We start from the raw sequence: 17,326 nt of genomic DNA on the forward strand, positions 1-17,326 counted from the left end.
ATACTATGAAACGAAGAGATTTTCTAACCACAACCGCCGGTGCAACTGCCGGTGTTTCTATGCTTTCGAGCCCGGTAGGAGCTGCTGTTTCCGCCGGTTCTAAAAAAAGAGTAGTCCTTGTAGGTACAGGCATCCGCGGTGTCGGTTTCTGGGGCAAACGAATTGTTGATAACTACAGTGACATTGTTGAATTTGTAGGATTGTGTGACATCAATCCCGGAAGGCTTGAATTTGCAAAAAAATACATGGGAGTTAAATGCCCTGTTTATTCTGACTTCGACAAAATGGTGTTGGAAACCAAACCGGATTTGGTGATTGTTACGACAGTAGATGCAACCCACCACGAATACATTGTCAGGGCCATGGAACTGGGCGTAGATGTACTGACAGAAAAACCAATGACCACGGACGAAAATAAATGTCAGGTCATCATCGATGCAGAAAAACGGACCGGCAGAAAGTGTACCGTAGGATTCAATTACCGTTACGGAACCCTTTTTACTGCCATTAAGGAACAACTTGCCAAAAAGCCGGTAGGTGAAATCACTTCGGTCGATTTCAACTGGTACCTGAATATTTATCATGGAGCATCTTACTTCAGACGCTGGCATGGTGAACGCGACAAAGGCGGGAGTTTGTTCGTACACAAGTCCACCCACCACTTCGATTTGCTAAACTGGCTTATCGATTCCGACCCGGTGGAGGTAACCGCTTATGGTGCTCTGGAACATTACGGAAAAAACCATCCCTTCAGGGGAGCCAATTGCCGGAACTGTGCCTACACCGATAAATGCGATTACTACTGGGACATTACCAAGGACAAACATTCCATGGATCTTTATGTGAAGAACGAAAAATACGACGGATACATTCGCGACAATTGTTTGTGGCGCGAAGACATTGACATCTTCGATAAAATGTCGGCTCAAATCAAATACGCCAACAATGTTGTCGTAAATTACTCACTTACAACTTACTCTCCCTACGAAGGGTGGCGCATTTCATTCAACGGAAAAGACGGTCGTATTGAGTCGTGGGAAGACATTCCATGGCGCAGGCAGGATAAAATCAACCAGTCGCAGCTCCATGCTGCCGAAATGAACCAAAGCGGGAAAGGCGAAGTACGATACGATGAGATCTTTGTTATGAAAAACTTCGACCCCGACTATCAAATGGTTAAGGTTGAAGCTTCCAAGGGCGGCCATGGAGGAGGTGACCAGCGTTTGCAAGACAAAATCTTCCGTGATCCCAATATGGCTGATCCGTATAAACATTCGGCCGGAACACGTGACGGCGCCATGTCGTGCCTGATTGGAATCGCAGCACGCAAGTCCATCGACCAACAGCGTCCGGTAAAAATTGAAGAGCTGACAGATATCAAACCTCACCCAACAAGGGGAGCATAAACAGTGAGGGGTCATTTTTGTGCCCCTTCTTTTCAGTCTGAAACCGTGAACGCAAACGAACCTTTAACAATGATTTAAAAAGTAAATAAAATGAGCTTAGAATTAAAAAATGATGCCAAATACTCCATACTGGTGCCAACAAGCATGGGGGTGCGAATAACGCCTGTAAACGGGCAGCCGGTGCATAGCAGCAATATGTATATGATGCAGGCTACCAGCGCCGAAACAAACGTAGCCAGTGTTTCATCTTTCCTCGGGTTGCCGGTGAAAGTGTTAACCACTTTTGTAAAAGGAAGCCCGGTAGCACAGTTTATCAAAAGCAACCTGAAATCGCGCCACATGGATTACGAAGGCCCGGAGGTAGAACAGGGAGATCCCTGGGGATACCGGCATCAGTTCAACATTGCTGACAGTGGATTTGGCTCCCGCGGACCGCGTGTACAAAACGACCGTGCAGGTGAAGTGGGGCGTACATTGAATGTAAAAGACTTTGATCTCGAACGGATTTTTGGGGAAGAAGGCGTTAAAATTGTTCACATTTCAGGTTTGATTGCGGCACTTTCTCCCGAAACCAGCCAGTTCTGCCTTGAATTGGCCCGGGCGGCAAAAAAACACGGAACAAAAATTTCATTCGACCTGAACCACCGCGCCTCATTCTGGAAAGGCCGTGAAAAGGAGCTCCGCGAAAACTTCACTGAAATTGCTTCGGTTACTGATATCCTTATCGGAAATGAAGAAGACTTTCAGCTTTGTTTTGGTATTGAAGGACCTCCAGCTGGAGGCGAAGGCATTAAAGCTAAAATCGAAGGGTTCAAAGGTTTGATTAACCGCGTAAAAGAAACATTCCCTAATGCATCGGTTTTTACCACTACCTTGCGGGAGGTGGTAAGCGTAAACGAGCATTTGTGGGGAGCGATTATGCTGGAAGGTGAAAATAACTGGCAGGTGATTGAACCACGTACAATCAATGTACTCGACCGCATTGGCGGTGGAGATGGTTTCGTAGGCGGATTGCTTTACGGAATATTAAAAGGCTGGGAACCGGAAAAATGGCCGCAGTTTGGATGGGCCTCCGGAGCCATGGCCGCTACTTTCCTTACAGATTATGCCCAGCCAGCCGACGAGGAAATGGTTTGGAGTATCTGGAAAGGAAATGCACGGGTAAAGAGGTAAACAGACAGTAGTTATCAGTTAGTTGTAGTAGCAGGCAGTCTTCATTCAGTAGAATGAAACTGTGTTTTTACTCAGTATAACTGCCTGCTATTTTCTGTTGCTCTCTCCTTTTATTTCGATACATAAAAATACAGATAATGATACTTTACGAAAAAGGCTCAATAAACACTGCTCTAACAGCAGAAGATCTGAAACAAGGATTGTTTGAAGCCTTAGATAAAATTGAAAAAAAGAATAAGGTACTGGCCATTCCGCCAGATTATACCCGGTTGCCATCACGTTCCGGTGAACTGACCGAATTTGCCTGGCAATATTTGGGGGATAAACTGACGGATATTTTGCCGGCGCTTGGCACGCATACGCCAATGACTGATCCTCAAATCAGTCACATGTTTGGCAGTACCCCCCGGAATCTTTTCCGGGACCACGACTGGCGCAACGATGTGCTTACCCTGGGAATGGTTCCTGCCGAATATGTAAAAAAAGTTTCTGAGGGTGCCGTGGATTATGAATGGCCGGTACAGGTAAACAAACTGTTGGAAGAAGGGGGTTTCGACCTTATTCTTTCTATCGGGCAGGTGGTACCCCACGAAGTGGTTGGAATGGCCAACTACAACAAAAATATTTTTGTGGGAACCGGTGGTTCCGAGGGCATCAACAAAAGCCACTTCATTGGGGCGGCATACGGCATGGAAAAAATGATGGGCCGCGCTGATACGCCCGTACGAAAAATTTTCAACTATGCGTCAGAACATTTTGCATCGCACCTTCCCATTGTCTATGTTCAAACTGTTGTGGGACTGAACGAAGAAGGCAAACTGCAAACCTACGGGCTTTTTATCGGCGACGATTTCAATGTGTTTGACAAGGCCGCGAAGCTCTCTCTTCAGGTTAACTTTAAGATGGTGGAAGAACCATTAAAAAAAGTGATTGTCTGGCTGGACCCCACCGAATTTAAAAGTACCTGGCTGGGAAATAAAAGTGTGTACCGCACCCGGATGGCTTTGGCCAATGGCGGTGAACTGATTGTTTTGGCGCCGGCGCTTATGGAATTTGGAGAAGACAAGGAGATTGACAGGCTCATCCGAAAATATGGATATTTGGGAACGCCACACACCCTGAAAATGGTGGAAGAAAATGAAGATCTCCGTGGCAACCTCAGTGCTGCAGCTCACTTAATTCACGGTTCTTCCGAAGGACGGTTCAGCATTACTTACTGTCCGGGAAAAGGAAAGGAAAATCTGACCCGTCAGGAAATCGAAGGTGTTGGTTTTAACTATGCCGATATCGACGAAGTAATGAAAAAATACAATCCGGAGAAAATGAAAGATGGCTTTAACACAATGCCGGACGGAGAGGAAATTTTCTACATTTCTAATCCTGCGATTGGCTTGTGGGCCTTCAAAGACAGGTTCGAATATTAGTAAGGATTGAACGTAGATTGAATAACGATTCGGGAGATTGACAACACGGAAAAACGGTTACAGAGACCTCTCAATATGAAACAACTCAATACAATCCGCTGGGGCATTATCGGCGTTGGGGATGTGACAGAAAAGAAAAGCGGACCCGCTTTTTATAAAATCGAACATTCCCGGCTGGTGGCCGTTATGCGACGAAATGCAGAAAAAGCAGCAGACTACGCACACCGGCACAACGTGCAAAAGTGGTTTTCCGATGCCTCGGAACTTATCAACGATCCGGAAGTGGATGCGGTGTACATTGCTACCCCACCCGACTCCCACGCCCGGTATGCCATTGAAACTATGCGCGCCGGGAAACCGGTGTATGTGGAAAAACCGATGGCACGGAATTACAGCGAATGCCTCGAAATGCTGAAGGTGTCAGAAGAAACCGGAATGCCCATCTGGACCGCATACTACCGCAGAACTTTACCCGCCTTTCTGAAGGTAAAGGAACTGATTGAGTCGGATGCGATTGGGAAACCGTTGCTGGTAAATATTAAACTGCATAAGCCGGCGACGGAAAAAAGCTCGAAGCCTGAAGAGATGAATTGGCATGTTTTTCCGGAAATCAGCGGAGGTGGCCATTTTTTCGACCTGGCATCTCACCAGTTCGATTACCTCGATTTTTTGTTGGGCCCGGTAAAGGAGGTGTCCGGAATAGCATCAAATATGGCTGGCCTCTACCCTGCAGAAGATACTGTTGTTGGAACCTGGAAACATGAATCGGGAGTCACCGGCAGCGGAAGCTGGTGTTTTGTGTGCGATGAGTCTTCGGAAAAGGATGAAATCACCATTACAGGAGAAAAAGGAACCATTGTCTTTCCCTGTTTCACGCATGGCAACGTCAAAATCAACTCAAATGACGGGATAGTAGAAATGGGGTTCAGCAACCCGGAGCATATCTCCCAAAACCTGGTACAACAAGTGGTAGATGAGCTGCGCGGGACAGGAAAATGCGTAAGCACAGGCGTATCTGGCGCCCGCACAAGCCGCGTACTGGATGAAATGGTAAAAAACTATTATGAACCGCACAGGTCCAATAGCTAAAAGAAATGAAAATTATAATCGACGATAAAATACCATATATCCGCGGGGCGTTCGAGCCATTTGCTGAGGTGGTTTACCTTCCCGGAAGCAAAACTACCCCCGAAGTGGTAAAGGATGCGGATGCACTGGTAACCCGTACCCGCACCAAATGCAACCAGGAATTGCTGGAAGGGTCGAACGTAAAATTTATTGCAACCGCCACCATTGGGTATGATCATATCGATACGGAATACTGTAAACAGGCAGGCATTGAATGGACCAACGCGCCGGGCTGCAATGCGGAAAGTGTAAACCAGTACATTGCCTCGGCATTGTTTTCTTACTCCATGAAAAAGCGGTTTGATCTGAAAGATAAAACCATCGGAATTGTAGGAGTAGGCCATGTGGGCTCCAAAGTGGCAAGGCTCTGCGAAACCATTGGCATGAAAGTGCTGCTGAACGACCCGCCACGTGAGCGGATTGAAGGTGGGGAACAATTTGTTTCCATAAAAAAAATTCAAAAAGAAGCAGACATTATTACATTCCATGTACCGCTGAATATGAAGGGGGCAGATGCCACCTTCCACCTCGTTACTGATGATTTTATTCAATCCCTTGAAAAAAAGCCGCTGCTCATCAATTCCTGCCGGGGAGAGGTTTTCGATACTGAAGCAATCAAAAGTGCAATAAAATCGGAAAAGGTTTCCGGTTGTATTGTTGACTGCTGGGAAAACGAACCCGACATTGATCTGGAGTTATTACAGAAACTGGCCGATTACGGAACGCCCCACATTGCAGGCTATTCCAAAGACGGGAAAGCCAACGGGACCCAAATGAGTGTTCAGGCTATCAGTCGTTTTTTTAATTTGGGAATTGACGACTGGGAACCGAAAAACGTAGAGCTTCCCGAAAAAACAGTTATACATATTGACGGCAATCAGCGGCGTGAGTATTCCATCCTGGCAGAAGCTATACTTTCTACCTATGACATTGAGACGGACGATGAAGCTCTCCGTGAAGACCCGCAACAGTTTGAAAAACTAAGGGGAGATTACCCGGTGCGAAGGGAGTTTGCCACGTACACTATAAAAGTCAAAAATGTGGAAGAAACAATAAAGTTAAAATTGCTAAAATTAGGATTTCATATTTCAGAATAGTTGTCATTCCCGCGAAAGCAGGAAACTCATCAAACTGGCGCCATGAAAAATTTTAACTTTTACGTTTACATTGTAACTAATAAACGGAATAAAGTTCTTTACATTGGAGTGACCAATAATTTAAAAAGACGGCTGGAAGAACATAAAGACAGTAAAAAAAGGATTTTCAACGAAATACAATGCTGAAAAACTGGTATATCTTGAACACTTCAGATATATTAACGATGCAATTAAAAGAGAAAAAAGACTAAAAAAGTGGAAACGGGAATGAAAAAATGAGTTAATAAATAAGGTGAATCCTGAATGGCGGGATTTGGCTGCAGATTTAGATAAGATTCCTGCTTTCGCAGGAATGACAATTTGCAATTCAAAAATTATAATCAAAATGAATAACATGAAAAAATTAGCTGACATTGGATTAATCGGGTTGGCCGTTATGGGCGAAAACCTGGTATTGAACATGGAAAGTAAAGGTTACACGGTAGCAGTGTTTAACCGGACAGTGGAAAAGGTGGACAAATTTATGGATGGTCGCGGAGCCGGGAAGAAATTCATTGGCGCACGCTCTATCGAAGAGTTTGTGGCTTCGCTCGAAAGGCCCCGCAAAGTAATGTTGCTGGTGAAAGCTGGTAAACCAGTTGACGATTTTATTGAAATGGTGATGCCCCACCTGGAGCCTGGTGATATTATTATCGATGGTGGAAACTCGCACTTTCCTGACACCATTCGCCGCACAGAATATGTGGAAAGCAAAGGTTTTCTGTATATCGGGACAGGCGTTTCCGGCGGAGAAGAAGGCGCTTTGCTCGGGCCTTCAATGATGCCCGGCGGATCACCTGATGCATGGCCTCATGTGAAAGAAATTTTCCAGGCAGTAGCTGCCAAAGTAGAAGACGGCTCTCCCTGCTGTGACTGGGTAGGAGAAAACGGTGCCGGCCACTTCGTAAAGATGGTTCATAATGGAATCGAATACGGTGACATGCAGATTATCACCGAAGCATACCAGTTGATGAAAGACTTACTGGGAATGAGCAACGCTGAAATGCACGAAGCATTCAAAAAATGGAATGAGGAAGAACTCGACAGCTACCTTATTGAGATTACCCGCGACATCCTGGGTTACAAAGATGAAAATGGCGAAGAAACCGTAAATTATATCCTTGATACAGCCGGACAGAAAGGAACAGGAAAATGGACTGGTATCTCAGCCCTTGATCTTGGTATTCCGCTGACGCTCATTGGCGAATCAGTATTTGCCCGTTGCCTGTCGGCACAAAAAGACCTGCGTGTACAGGCTTCAAAAGTAATTAATGGTCCGAAATCAAAATTTGAAGGTGACCGTGAACAGTTCCTCAATGATATAAAAATGGCCCTTTACGGAGCAAAAATCATCTCCTATGCACAGGGTTACAACCTGATGATGGAAGCCGCAAAAGAATACAACTGGAATCTGAACTACGGTGGCATTGCCCTTATGTGGCGCGGAGGCTGTATCATTCGTTCGGCATTCCTGGCCGACATCAAAAAGGCGTTCGACAAAAATCCTGAACTGCCTAACCTTCTGCTTGATCCATTCTTCAAAGAAAAAGTGGAAGCAGCTCAGGAAGGCTGGCGCAGGGTTAGCGCAACCGCATTGTCAAATGGAATTCCCGTTCCGGCAATCACTTCGGCACTTTGCTATTTCGACGGATTCCGTACCGAAAGACTGCCCGCCAACCTGCTGCAGGCACAACGCGACTATTTCGGTGCCCACACTTACGAACGTACCGATAAACCACGCGGTGAATTCTTCCATACCAACTGGACAGGCCGCGGTGGAGACACAGCGTCATCAACTTACAACGTTTAAAATACGCTTAACGGTTGGAAACGTTTTGCGCGTAATTCATATAGGAAACCGGTCTTTTAAGAGGCCGGTTTTTTTGTTTACACTTAGCGGTTGAAAACGCTTAGCGAATACTTTGAAACCACTTAGTGCGCATTGGTTTTTTATGCGCTAATTAGTTAAGCTGCTAAGCGAATTAAAAAAATTATCCTTAAGTTCTGGAACTTGCCGGCTATGTGGCCTGCATTGGGAAAGGCTGTACGGCAGAACCAGTCGTAACTGTGCGACAGGTCGCGGGTTATGGTTTTAACTTCAAATCCGTTCCCTTCAAAATGAGTAGTCAGCATACTGAGTTCCTTTGCTTTTAATCTTCTGGTCAGAAGAGCAATCTTACCGGTTTCACGGTTGGACAATACAGTGTGCATTTCTTCTCCTATTTATTTTTCATCAATGGCCATGTCAGTACCAATATTTTCAGGTTTTAGTATCGGGGTTGTATTGGTCTGGAGTTTGTCCAAAAGCTGCTTAAAAAAAAGACGCAAACTCTTTGGTTGCTTTTACTCCCTGTGGATTAAAATCATAGGTGTTGATGTAATGCTTATTTTCACCTTTGTATTTCCAACGCCGGCGGTAAAGCTTTAAATATACCGGTTTGCCTTTTAGCGGAAAACTCTGTAACTCTATTGGATTGCCGACCCCATCCAACACGACCTCTTTGGTGTTTTCCATCCCCGAAAGGTACAAATGATCACACAGCACCTCAAATTAATATTTAGCCATTGATCTTGTTAACACAGATAGAATAAGGAATTTTATGTTCTTTATTTCAATTCATTTTGAATTCTCCCAACATTAAAATTTCAAACATTAGTTCAATAAAAAATTTTAATTCCCAACATTATTCCTAAATTTGCACAAAGGAAATCTCACGAGTCAATTCTAAAAATATTATTGCTATGAAGTTAGTAATCACGTCTGCCGGTAATAGTCTGAAGTCAAAATTCGATATAAGGTTTGGTCGTACTGCCTGGCTTTGCCTTTACGATACGGAAACAAAAAATGTTGAATTTACGGAAAATGCGAACATAAATATCAACGGAGGGGCTGGTACCAGAATGGCTGAGAAAGTAGCTGAGCTGGGAGCCGAACGGGTAATATCGGGCGACTTCGGGCCAAAGGCAAAAACGTTGCTCGAAAAACTAAAAATACAGATGGTCATCATGGACGAAGGCACCTGCACAGTGGGTGGTATTATTGAAAAGCTCAATCTAAAATGAAGAAAACAAGGAAAAAAAATACACCCCCAATTTTTTGTCCCGACAAATTCCGGGATTATGTGTTTCCGGGTTGGATGTACAAGCAAGGCAGGCGTGCTTTTCCTTTAAACACTAACGTAAAAAACATGGAGGCAACAGTTAAACTACCTGATTAATACTGTTTGAAAGCACGGGGCAGTCTCTATTGCCCTGTGCCTTACTACAGGATGTTATAACAATTATCAGATTCAAAATTTTAATACAGATTACACATGACAAAAAAAATTGCAGTTCCTATTGACAATAACGGAGTGCTGGATTCACACTTTGGCCATTGTTCCTATTTTGCGTTGCACGAAGTGCAGGGAGAAGAAATTGTTTCAGAGGAGATTATCCAGCCGCCACCTCATGAACCAGGGGTATTACCGGGCTGGCTCGCAGAATTGGGAGTAACCGATGTACTGGCAGGTGGAATGGGAAACCGCGCCATTCAACTTTTTAACCAGAAGGGAGTAAATGTTTTTGTAGGTGCCCCAAAAGTACAGGCAAAAGAACTGGTTAACGGCTACCTGACAAGTTCCATCGAATTTTCGGCCAACTATTGCGACCACTAATCCCTTTTTGGGTGACCCGATTTGCAATCGGGTCTTACCTTTTACCTGAGTCCACTGTCCGAAAAAAAAGTCGGGCAATGTTCAGGAAATAAAAATTTATGCGATTTAGGGGAAAATGGTACCATTCGAATTGGTTTGACGTTGCCTGTTCCGAAAACATTAACCAAAAGATATGGAACTATACAAAGTGGAATGCCACAAAATCAAAACATCAGGAAACGCAATAAAATACTTTTTTCCAACCGGATAAAGATTTGTAAAATCTTGTATGTTTTTTAATAACATTTTGCGGCAGGCTCAAAATTTAAAGTGGAGGACAATTTCATGCAAATTGCGGTGGCAAGCGGAAAAGGTGGAACCGGAAAGACAACCGTCGCGGTGCATCTTTATCACTTTATAGGGAAACACACAGATAAAAAGGTCGTGTTGGCTGATTGTGATGTGGAAGAACCTAACGATATGCTGTTTTTCCCATTGTTGAAGCCAACCGGAAAGAAAACGGTTTATCAATTGATTCCTGAAATTGACACAGAAGCTTGTACTTTCTGCAAAGAATGTGTGGAATGGTGCGAATTCAACGCCATTACAGTGGTCCCCAATCAAAAATTTGCCGAGGTAGATGCCAGCCTGTGCCATTCCTGTGGCGCCTGCCTGATGGCTTGTAAACACAAGGCTATCACAGAAAAACCGTTTCCTGTCGGGACAATCACAAGGCATAAAACGGGAGCAGACAAAAACTTGCTGGAAGGCCGGCTGAAAGTGGGTTCGGCCATGCAAACTACGTTAATAAAAAAGCTAAAAAACGAAATAGAACAAAACGGCGCTGTGGTTATTCTCGATGCACCGCCCGGTACCAGTTGCCCGGTGGTGGAAACCGTTTCTGACGCCGATTATATTATTCTGGTCGCAGAGCCTACTCCATTTGGGCTACACGATTTAAAAATCACCGTGGAATTATTGGGCAAGCTAAAAAAACCTTTTGGGATAATTATAAACAAAGCCGGCCTGGGCTCCGATGATATCTATTCATTTCTAAAAGAAAAAAAGATTGAATTATTGGGAGAAATACCGTTTTCGAAAGAATTTGCAACGTGCTATGCTTCCGGGGAAATGTTGAAAAATATTCCGGAAGAAACGGAGCAAATTTACCGGGAAATCATCGGAAAAGTTATACGCCCGGCACCGGGGAGAACAGGACTGTAAAGAAGAGTAACTAAGGTCATGTCAACTTCAAAATGTCATTTCGACCGCAGGGAGAAATCTGCCAAAATGTTGAGATTTCTCATCTTCGTACCTCAGATTCGAAATGACAGCACGAGACAATTTATGTTTGACTTTACACTAGTTGAAAGTTGAGTATCAAATATTGACTATTCAAAAGTACAGACAGATATGCGTGAAATAACCATACTGAGCGGGAAAGGAGGAGCCGGAAAAACCAGCGTGGCGGCGGCTATTGCATCAATGGCCGGGAATGCCGTATTTTGCGATAACGATGTGGATGCTGCTGATCTGCATCTGATTTTCGAACCCGAAATCAGGGAAAAGTATGATTTTGACAGCGGAAGTAAAGCGGAAATTGACCCTTCAAAATGTTCCATCTGCGGATTGTGCATGGAATATTGCCGGTTTGATTCTATCCACCTGAATGCATCGGGGGTACCAGAAGTAAACCCATTTCAATGCGAAGGCTGCCGGTTGTGCGAACGCATTTGTCCGGAAGAGGCAGTCACATTGTTACAGTTCAACAACAACAAATGGTTTGTTTCCCAAACGCGATTCGGTCCGTTGGTACATGCACAAATGGGAGCTGGTGAAGAAAACTCGGGAAGACTGGTTACTGAAATCAGAAAAAGGGCCAAAGCCATTGCCGTACAAACCCATGCAGACTTTATCATCAACGATGGTCCTCCGGGAATCGGCTGCCCGGCGATTGCTTCCGTTACTGGTACCGGCACCGTGCTGCTTGTGATTGAACCTTCGCTTTCCGGCCTGCACGATGCCACCCGTTTGTTTGAACTGGTGCAGTCATTCCGCATCCGGGTTTTCGCCCTCATCAATAAATTTGACATCAACGCCGAAATAACAGCCCGTATTGAACGTTTTCTGTCTGAAAACGACATTCCGCTTCTTGGCAAAATACCTTTCGATACGCGACTGGTTGACGCAATGGTCGGCGGCCAAACAATTACTGAGTACGCGCCGGATTGTGAAGTAAGCAAAGAGATGGAATCAATCTGGCAAAAAATAGTATCTTTTACCGCCCCTGACAGAGTTCCAAACCCTGCCGGGGCCAAATAGTATTCACAATGAAAATAACTGTTCTAACAGAAAATACCGCCGGAGGAAAATTCCTCGCCGAACACGGCCTTTCATACCTCATCGAAATCGACGACCAAAAAATATTATTCGACACCGGGCACTCGGATGTATTTCTGAAAAATGCTTCGCAAATGGGAATCAATATTCAAACGGAAGTAGAAACGGTTGTGCTTAGTCACGGCCACTGGGATCATGGCGACGGGCTGCAATTCCTTCAAAATAAAAAATTGGTCAGCCACCCGGGAGCATTTATCCGGCGCTTCAGAAAACGCGATTTCTCTCCGGTAGGGTTGTCTCTTTCAAGAGCAGAACTCAAAAAAAAATTCGAATTAGCTGAAACTGAAATTCCGTTAAAACTGACGGAAAACTTATACTTTCTTGGTCAGGTTCCACGCAAAAATACGTTTGAAGCCCAAACTACTTCTTTTGCAGATGATTCCCAAAACGACGACTTTGTGCCTGACGATTCGGCCCTGGCGGCAATATCCAACAACCAGTTAATTGTTATTACAGGCTGCTCTCACTCCGGTATTTGCAACATTACGGAACATGCAAAAAAAACAACCGGCATTTCACAGGTAAAAGCAGTATTGGGAGGGTTCCACCTGAACGAACAGAATCAGCAAACCCAGCTGACTATCGATTATTTCAAACAAAACAAAATTGAAAAGGTATTTCCTTCTCACTGCACGGAATTACCCGCTCTGGCAGCTTTCTACAATAAATTTCACACCCGGCAACTGAAAACGGGAATGATACTGGAATTGTAAAAGGGGTAGCAACCGGAATAAAATCTTCTGTTCCGGGAGACCCGATGATTCAGTCCGGCGCAGGGGAATTCGGTGTATCCAACGTAAAACTGTCTCCGTCCTCCAAAACCGGAAATTTTTTCCGGAATTGCTGCAAACCGGAGTACGAAAGTTCAAATGTTTTTACCTGCTCCTTTTCGCCCAAAAAAGAGGCAAATCCTTTGGGATCCACCAACGCTGAATCTCCCTGGTAGTCCAGACCATTTCCATCTTTTCCTATCCTGTTTATCCCCACACAGTACGCCTGATTTTCAATGGCACGAGCTACCAGCAGGCTTTTCCAGGCATGATGACGGGGTGCGGGCCAGTTGGCGACATACAAAAGCACATCATAATTTACGGTGTTGCGGCTCCACACCGGAAAACGCAAATCATAACAAACCAACGGACAAAACCGCCAGCCTTTGTATTCAACAACCAACCTTTTGCTTCCTGCCGCATACTGCAAATGTTCGCCACTCATGGTAAACAGATGACGCTTATCGTAATACTCCGTTTTCCCTTCCGGAAAAACCCACAAACAACGGTTGTAAACTTCGTCATTTGCGTCAATAATGAGGCTGCCTGTAACTACTGCATTTTTCTCCCGGGCCAGGTTTTTCATCCACTCAACCGATGGTCCGGCCATGCTTTCCTTCAGCTTTTCCGGGTACATTGAAAAACCGGTGGTAAACATTTCAGGCAAAACGATGACATCTGTTTCATCTACATCGGCAAGCATTTCAGAATAATGCTCCAGATTTGCCGTCGCACGCTCCCAAATAATATCGGGCTGTACCAATGTGACTTTTAACGTTTCCATTCAGGCAAATTTATCAAACTTATTGACAAACCACCTGAAAAACATACTTATCGAAAAAGTTTCAGTGCTATCCTTCAAACGATAATGATCATTTGGAAAAGGAATATCACTCTATTTCACGATGATACTGCTGTAATGATTTCACCTTATACGCTCCGTTGCGGCGTTCTTTAATCCCCTGCGTAGCGGCAAAAGCTGCTGCAGTGGTGGTAATATAAGGAACATTGCACTTAATGGCTGTTTTTCGGATATACGAATCGTCGTATTCGCTCATTTTCCCGGCGGGAGTATTGACAACAAGGTCGATTTCACCATTCACCAGGGCATCCACAATGTTGGGCCGCTTTTCGTAAATTTTATTAATGAAACGCGCTTCGATTCCATGTTTTTCCAGGAATGTTTTTGTTCCTCCGGTTGCTACAATATTGAATCCCATTTCCTGAAAGTTCCGGACAAACGGCACGATCTTATCTTTGTCACGGTCGCCAATAGTAACGAGTACCGTTCCCTCTAACGGAAGCGGGGTTTTGGTAGCCTCCTGAGATTTAAAAAATGCCAGGCCGAATGAGTCAGCAATTCCCAGTACTTCTCCTGTCGAACGCATTTCAGGGCCCAGTACCGGATCCACATCAGGGAACATGTTGAACGGGAAGACAGCCTCCTTCACCCCAAAATGCTTCAACGGTTTTCTTTTCAGGTTGAAATCGGACAATTTTTTTCCCAGCATAATTTCCGTGGCAATTTTTGCCATCGGTATACGGCAGATTTTTGAAACCAGCGGTACGGTACGCGATGCCCGCGGATTGGCTTCCAAAATATAAACCTTGTCATTATAAATAGCATACTGAATATTCATCAGGCCGACCACCTTCATCTCAATGGCAATACGACGTGTATAATCTTCGATGACCTCCATCTGCTCTTCTGTGATAATCACTGGCGGAATAACACAGGCTGAATCACCGGAATGAATACCGGCATATTCGATGTGCTGCATCACAGCCGGAACAAATGCATCGTGCCCGTCGGCAATAGCGTCCGCTTCGGCTTCGATAGCATCTTCCAGAAACTTATCAATAAGCAGCGGACGGTCAGGAGTAACATCCACAGCCGCCTTAACATACTCAAGAAGCATCTCTTCATCGAGCACAATTTTCATTCCCCTGCCTCCCAAAACATAGGAAGGACGGACCATTAACGGGTAACCAACGCGGGCTGCAATTTCCAGCGCTTCCTCCAGATTGCTGGCCATCCCCGATTCCGGTTGCGGAATACCCAGCTTTTCCATGATCTTCCGGAAACGATCGCGGTCTTCAGCCAAATCAATGGTTTCAGGACTGGTTCCAATTATTTTCACGCCGTTGGCTTCCAGTTCCCCGGCAATGTTCAGCGGCGTTTGCCCTCCAAACTGAACCACTACTCCGTCCGGTTTTTCTTTTTCATAAATACTCAAGACATCTTCCACTGTCAGTGGCTCAAAATAAAGTTTGTGAGAAGTATCGTAATCGGTTGACACGGTCTCCGGGTTACAGTTCACCATGATGGATTCATAACCGGTGTCGCGGATGGCAAAGGCAGCATGAACGCAACAATAGTCAAATTCAATCCCCTGACCAATGCGGTTGGGACCACCGCCAAGAACCATAATTTTTTTATTGTCGTCGACAGACACTTTGTCCGGTGCGTTATACGTTGAAAAATAATACGCTGCATCAGCACCACTTACCGGTACCGGTTCCCACGATTCTGCGAGGCCAAGAGCCAGGCGGCGGTCGCGTATCTCTTTTTCAGGAATGTCAAGCAGTTTGGCCAGATACTTATCGGCAAAACCATCTTTTTTAGCCTCGATAAAAAGCTCATCAGGCAACACACTGTTTTTGAAGCCCAGCATTTTTTCTTCCAGTTCAACCAGCTCCTTCATCTGTTCGATAAACCAGGCTTTTATAAACGTTTTTTCATGCAACGCTTCCACGGTTGCCCCTTTCCGCAGGGCCTCATACATGATATACTGGCGCTCACTGGAAGGATCTTTCAGCAGCAGCATCAGTTCTTCCAGCGACTTTTTATGGAAATCTTTGGCAAATCCAAGGCCGTATCGCCCGGTTTCCAGGGAGCGGATGGCCTTTTGCAAAGCCTCTTTATAATTTTTCCCGATACTCATTACTTCACCAACGGCCTGCATTTGAGTACCGAGTTTATCTTTCAACCCGTCGAATTTTTCAAAAGCCCATTTGGCAAATTTTACCACCACGTATTCACCCCAGGGAGTATATTTTTCAAGGGTTCCTTCGCGCCAGTAAGGAATTTCGTCGAGGGTCAGTCCGCCTGCCAGCAAAGCCGAAATTAATGCAATCGGGAAACCGGTAGCTTTTGAGGCCAGAGCCGAAGAACGCGAAGTACGCGGATTAATTTCAATCACCACTACCCGACCGGTTTTTGGGTCATGGGCAAACTGAACGTTGGTGCCGCCAATCACCCCAATATCCTTTACAATACGGTAAGAGTATTCCTGCAACCGTTTTTGCAGTTCCTCAGAAATAGTCAGCATGGGCGCAGTACAAAACGAATCGCCGGTATGTACGCCAATGGCATCCACATTTTCAATAAAACAAACAGTAATCATTTGGTTTTTGGCGTCGCGCACCACTTCCAGCTCCAGCTCTTCCCAGCCCAGTACTGATTCTTCCACCAGAATTTGATTAACCATACTTGCGGCAATTCCGCGGGAAGCCACAGTGCGAAGTTCTTCCACGTTGTATACCAATCCGCCGCCAGTTCCACCCATTGTATATGCCGGTCGGATAACCACCGGATACCCCAGTTCATCCGCAACTTTTTCAGCTGCATCAATCGTCGTAACAGCCTTGCTTCGGGGCATCTCAATTCCTAACCTGGTCATGGAGTTTTTAAACTCCGTGCGGTCTTCCCCTTTTTCTATGGCTTCGAGATTTACGCCAATCACTTCTACCTCGTATTCATCCAGAACTCCTTTTTTTGCCAGTTGCAGGGCAAGGTTCAATGCCGTTTGGCCCCCCAGGTTGGGCAACAACGCATCGGGACGTTCTTTTTTGATGATTTCCGTTAGGGCATATTCGTTGAGCGGCTCAATATAGGTGTGATCCGCCATTTCAGGGTCGGTCATAATGGTTGCCGGATTGGAGTTTACCAATACAATGTGGTAACCGAGAGAGCGCAGTGCTTTGCAGGCTTGTGTTCCTGAATAGTCGAATTCACAGGCCTGACCGATAATGATAGGGCCCGAGCCGATAATAAGAATCTTATGAATATCTTCCCTTTTTGGCATAAAACAAAAATTTTTGAATGGTTCCTATTTTTTTAATTTTCACAAAAATGCCCTTAAATTTTTAAAAACGGCGATTGTAGGGACAAAAAAATGACGATTTCAGATAAATTTGATCCTTCTGAATATTTTTTTTAAAAAAATCACATTTTATATAGTCCTGTTTCTT

Annotated in this window: 16 protein-coding genes; 12 read left to right on the top strand and 4 right to left on the bottom strand. The window is 44.9% G+C overall.

Going from position 1 to position 17,326, the window contains the following annotated elements; all coding sequences use genetic code 11:
• Positions 1 to 5: 5 nt before the first annotated feature.
• The 7 genes from D1164_RS15790 (at position 6) to gnd (ending at position 8,077) form a co-directional block, all read left to right on the top strand.
• Complete coding sequence (locus D1164_RS15790) at positions 6 to 1,406, top strand: Gfo/Idh/MocA family protein (RefSeq protein WP_119348435.1); 1,401 nt, start codon at positions 6 to 8, stop codon at positions 1,404 to 1,406.
• A gap of 90 nt (positions 1,407 to 1,496) precedes the next feature.
• Positions 1,497 to 2,579, top strand: a complete 1,083-nt coding sequence (locus tag D1164_RS15795; RefSeq protein ID WP_119348436.1) for a PfkB family carbohydrate kinase — start codon at positions 1,497 to 1,499, stop codon at positions 2,577 to 2,579.
• A 137-nt stretch (positions 2,580 to 2,716) separates the two neighbouring features.
• Positions 2,717 to 4,003, top strand: a complete 1,287-nt coding sequence (locus D1164_RS15800) for a lactate racemase domain-containing protein (RefSeq protein ID WP_119348437.1) — start codon at positions 2,717 to 2,719, stop codon at positions 4,001 to 4,003.
• A gap of 75 nt (positions 4,004 to 4,078) precedes the next feature.
• On the top strand, positions 4,079 to 5,092 hold the full coding sequence (locus D1164_RS15805; protein ID WP_119348438.1) for a Gfo/Idh/MocA family protein: 1,014 nt from the start codon (positions 4,079 to 4,081) through the stop codon (positions 5,090 to 5,092).
• 5 nt (positions 5,093 to 5,097) lie between these two features.
• On the top strand, positions 5,098 to 6,228 hold the full coding sequence (pdxB, locus tag D1164_RS15810) for a 4-phosphoerythronate dehydrogenase PdxB (protein WP_119348439.1): 1,131 nt from the start codon (positions 5,098 to 5,100) through the stop codon (positions 6,226 to 6,228).
• Positions 6,229 to 6,270: 42 nt separating this feature from the next.
• Positions 6,271 to 6,414 carry a GIY-YIG nuclease family protein gene (locus tag D1164_RS24245; protein ID WP_206610903.1) on the top strand — a complete coding sequence of 48 codons (144 nt, stop codon included), beginning with the start codon at positions 6,271 to 6,273 and terminating at the stop codon, positions 6,412 to 6,414.
• A 208-nt stretch (positions 6,415 to 6,622) separates the two neighbouring features.
• Positions 6,623 to 8,077 carry a decarboxylating NADP(+)-dependent phosphogluconate dehydrogenase gene (gnd, locus tag D1164_RS15820; RefSeq protein WP_119348698.1) on the top strand — a complete coding sequence of 485 codons (1,455 nt, stop codon included), beginning with the start codon at positions 6,623 to 6,625 and terminating at the stop codon, positions 8,075 to 8,077.
• A 155-nt stretch (positions 8,078 to 8,232) separates the two neighbouring features.
• On the opposite strand, the gene D1164_RS15825 is transcribed toward gnd, so the two are convergent.
• Entirely contained in the window at positions 8,233 to 8,478 is a 246-nt protein-coding gene (locus tag D1164_RS15825; protein WP_119348440.1) for a hypothetical protein, read from the bottom strand.
• Positions 8,479 to 8,578: 100 nt separating this feature from the next.
• Positions 8,579 to 8,782, bottom strand: coding sequence for an ISAon1 family transposase N-terminal region protein (locus tag D1164_RS15830; RefSeq protein WP_119348441.1), 204 nt, complete (start codon positions 8,780 to 8,782; stop codon positions 8,579 to 8,581).
• Between the two features lie 227 nt (positions 8,783 to 9,009).
• Here D1164_RS15830 and D1164_RS15835 point away from each other — a divergent pair, with 227 nt between their 5' ends.
• From D1164_RS15835 to D1164_RS15855, 5 genes are all read left to right on the top strand, one after another.
• Entirely contained in the window at positions 9,010 to 9,330 is a 321-nt protein-coding gene (locus D1164_RS15835; RefSeq protein ID WP_119348442.1) for a NifB/NifX family molybdenum-iron cluster-binding protein, read from the top strand.
• Positions 9,331 to 9,581: 251 nt separating this feature from the next.
• Positions 9,582 to 9,923 (top strand): NifB/NifX family molybdenum-iron cluster-binding protein, encoded by a 342-nt coding sequence (locus D1164_RS15840; protein ID WP_119348443.1) that lies wholly within the window; start codon positions 9,582 to 9,584, stop codon positions 9,921 to 9,923.
• 309 nt (positions 9,924 to 10,232) lie between these two features.
• Positions 10,233 to 11,126, top strand: coding sequence for a nucleotide-binding protein (locus D1164_RS15845; RefSeq protein WP_241558246.1), 894 nt, complete (start codon positions 10,233 to 10,235; stop codon positions 11,124 to 11,126).
• Positions 11,127 to 11,315: 189 nt separating this feature from the next.
• Complete coding sequence (locus D1164_RS15850) at positions 11,316 to 12,224, top strand: P-loop NTPase (RefSeq protein ID WP_119348445.1); 909 nt, start codon at positions 11,316 to 11,318, stop codon at positions 12,222 to 12,224.
• 8 nt (positions 12,225 to 12,232) lie between these two features.
• Positions 12,233 to 13,015 carry an MBL fold metallo-hydrolase gene (locus tag D1164_RS15855; RefSeq protein WP_119348446.1) on the top strand — a complete coding sequence of 261 codons (783 nt, stop codon included), beginning with the start codon at positions 12,233 to 12,235 and terminating at the stop codon, positions 13,013 to 13,015.
• 49 nt (positions 13,016 to 13,064) lie between these two features.
• Here the strand turns inward: D1164_RS15855 and D1164_RS15860 are convergent, their stop codons facing one another.
• The gene (locus tag D1164_RS15860) at positions 13,065 to 13,856 is read right to left on the bottom strand and encodes an amidohydrolase (protein ID WP_119348447.1); all 792 of its coding nucleotides are present in this window, start codon (positions 13,854 to 13,856) and stop codon (positions 13,065 to 13,067) included.
• Positions 13,857 to 13,962: 106 nt separating this feature from the next.
• The gene (carB, locus tag D1164_RS15865) at positions 13,963 to 17,160 is read right to left on the bottom strand and encodes a carbamoyl-phosphate synthase large subunit (protein WP_119348448.1); all 3,198 of its coding nucleotides are present in this window, start codon (positions 17,158 to 17,160) and stop codon (positions 13,963 to 13,965) included.
• Between the last annotated feature and the right edge of the window lie 166 nt (positions 17,161 to 17,326).

Origin of the sequence: Mariniphaga sediminis (assembly GCF_003573545.1) — a bacterium.
Lineage (GTDB): Bacteria > Bacteroidota > Bacteroidia > Bacteroidales > Prolixibacteraceae > Mariniphaga > Mariniphaga sediminis.

Coding starts and splice junctions, on each gene's coding strand:
- D1164_RS15790 (WP_119348435.1), top strand. CDS start 6: ATGAAACGAAGAGATTTTCTAACCACAACCGCCGGTGCAACTGCCGGT.
- D1164_RS15795 (WP_119348436.1), top strand. CDS start 1,497: ATGAGCTTAGAATTAAAAAATGATGCCAAATACTCCATACTGGTGCCA.
- D1164_RS15800 (WP_119348437.1), top strand. CDS start 2,717: ATGATACTTTACGAAAAAGGCTCAATAAACACTGCTCTAACAGCAGAA.
- D1164_RS15805 (WP_119348438.1), top strand. CDS start 4,079: ATGAAACAACTCAATACAATCCGCTGGGGCATTATCGGCGTTGGGGAT.
- pdxB (WP_119348439.1), top strand. CDS start 5,098: ATGAAAATTATAATCGACGATAAAATACCATATATCCGCGGGGCGTTC.
- D1164_RS24245 (WP_206610903.1), top strand. CDS start 6,271: ATGAAAAATTTTAACTTTTACGTTTACATTGTAACTAATAAACGGAAT.
- gnd (WP_119348698.1), top strand. CDS start 6,623: ATGAAAAAATTAGCTGACATTGGATTAATCGGGTTGGCCGTTATGGGC.
- D1164_RS15825 (WP_119348440.1), bottom strand. CDS start 8,478: ATGCACACTGTATTGTCCAACCGTGAAACCGGTAAGATTGCTCTTCTG.
- D1164_RS15830 (WP_119348441.1), bottom strand. CDS start 8,782: ATGGAAAACACCAAAGAGGTCGTGTTGGATGGGGTCGGCAATCCAATA.
- D1164_RS15835 (WP_119348442.1), top strand. CDS start 9,010: ATGAAGTTAGTAATCACGTCTGCCGGTAATAGTCTGAAGTCAAAATTC.
- D1164_RS15840 (WP_119348443.1), top strand. CDS start 9,582: ATGACAAAAAAAATTGCAGTTCCTATTGACAATAACGGAGTGCTGGAT.
- D1164_RS15850 (WP_119348445.1), top strand. CDS start 11,316: ATGCGTGAAATAACCATACTGAGCGGGAAAGGAGGAGCCGGAAAAACC.
- D1164_RS15855 (WP_119348446.1), top strand. CDS start 12,233: ATGAAAATAACTGTTCTAACAGAAAATACCGCCGGAGGAAAATTCCTC.
- D1164_RS15860 (WP_119348447.1), bottom strand. CDS start 13,856: ATGGAAACGTTAAAAGTCACATTGGTACAGCCCGATATTATTTGGGAG.
- carB (WP_119348448.1), bottom strand. CDS start 17,160: ATGCCAAAAAGGGAAGATATTCATAAGATTCTTATTATCGGCTCGGGC.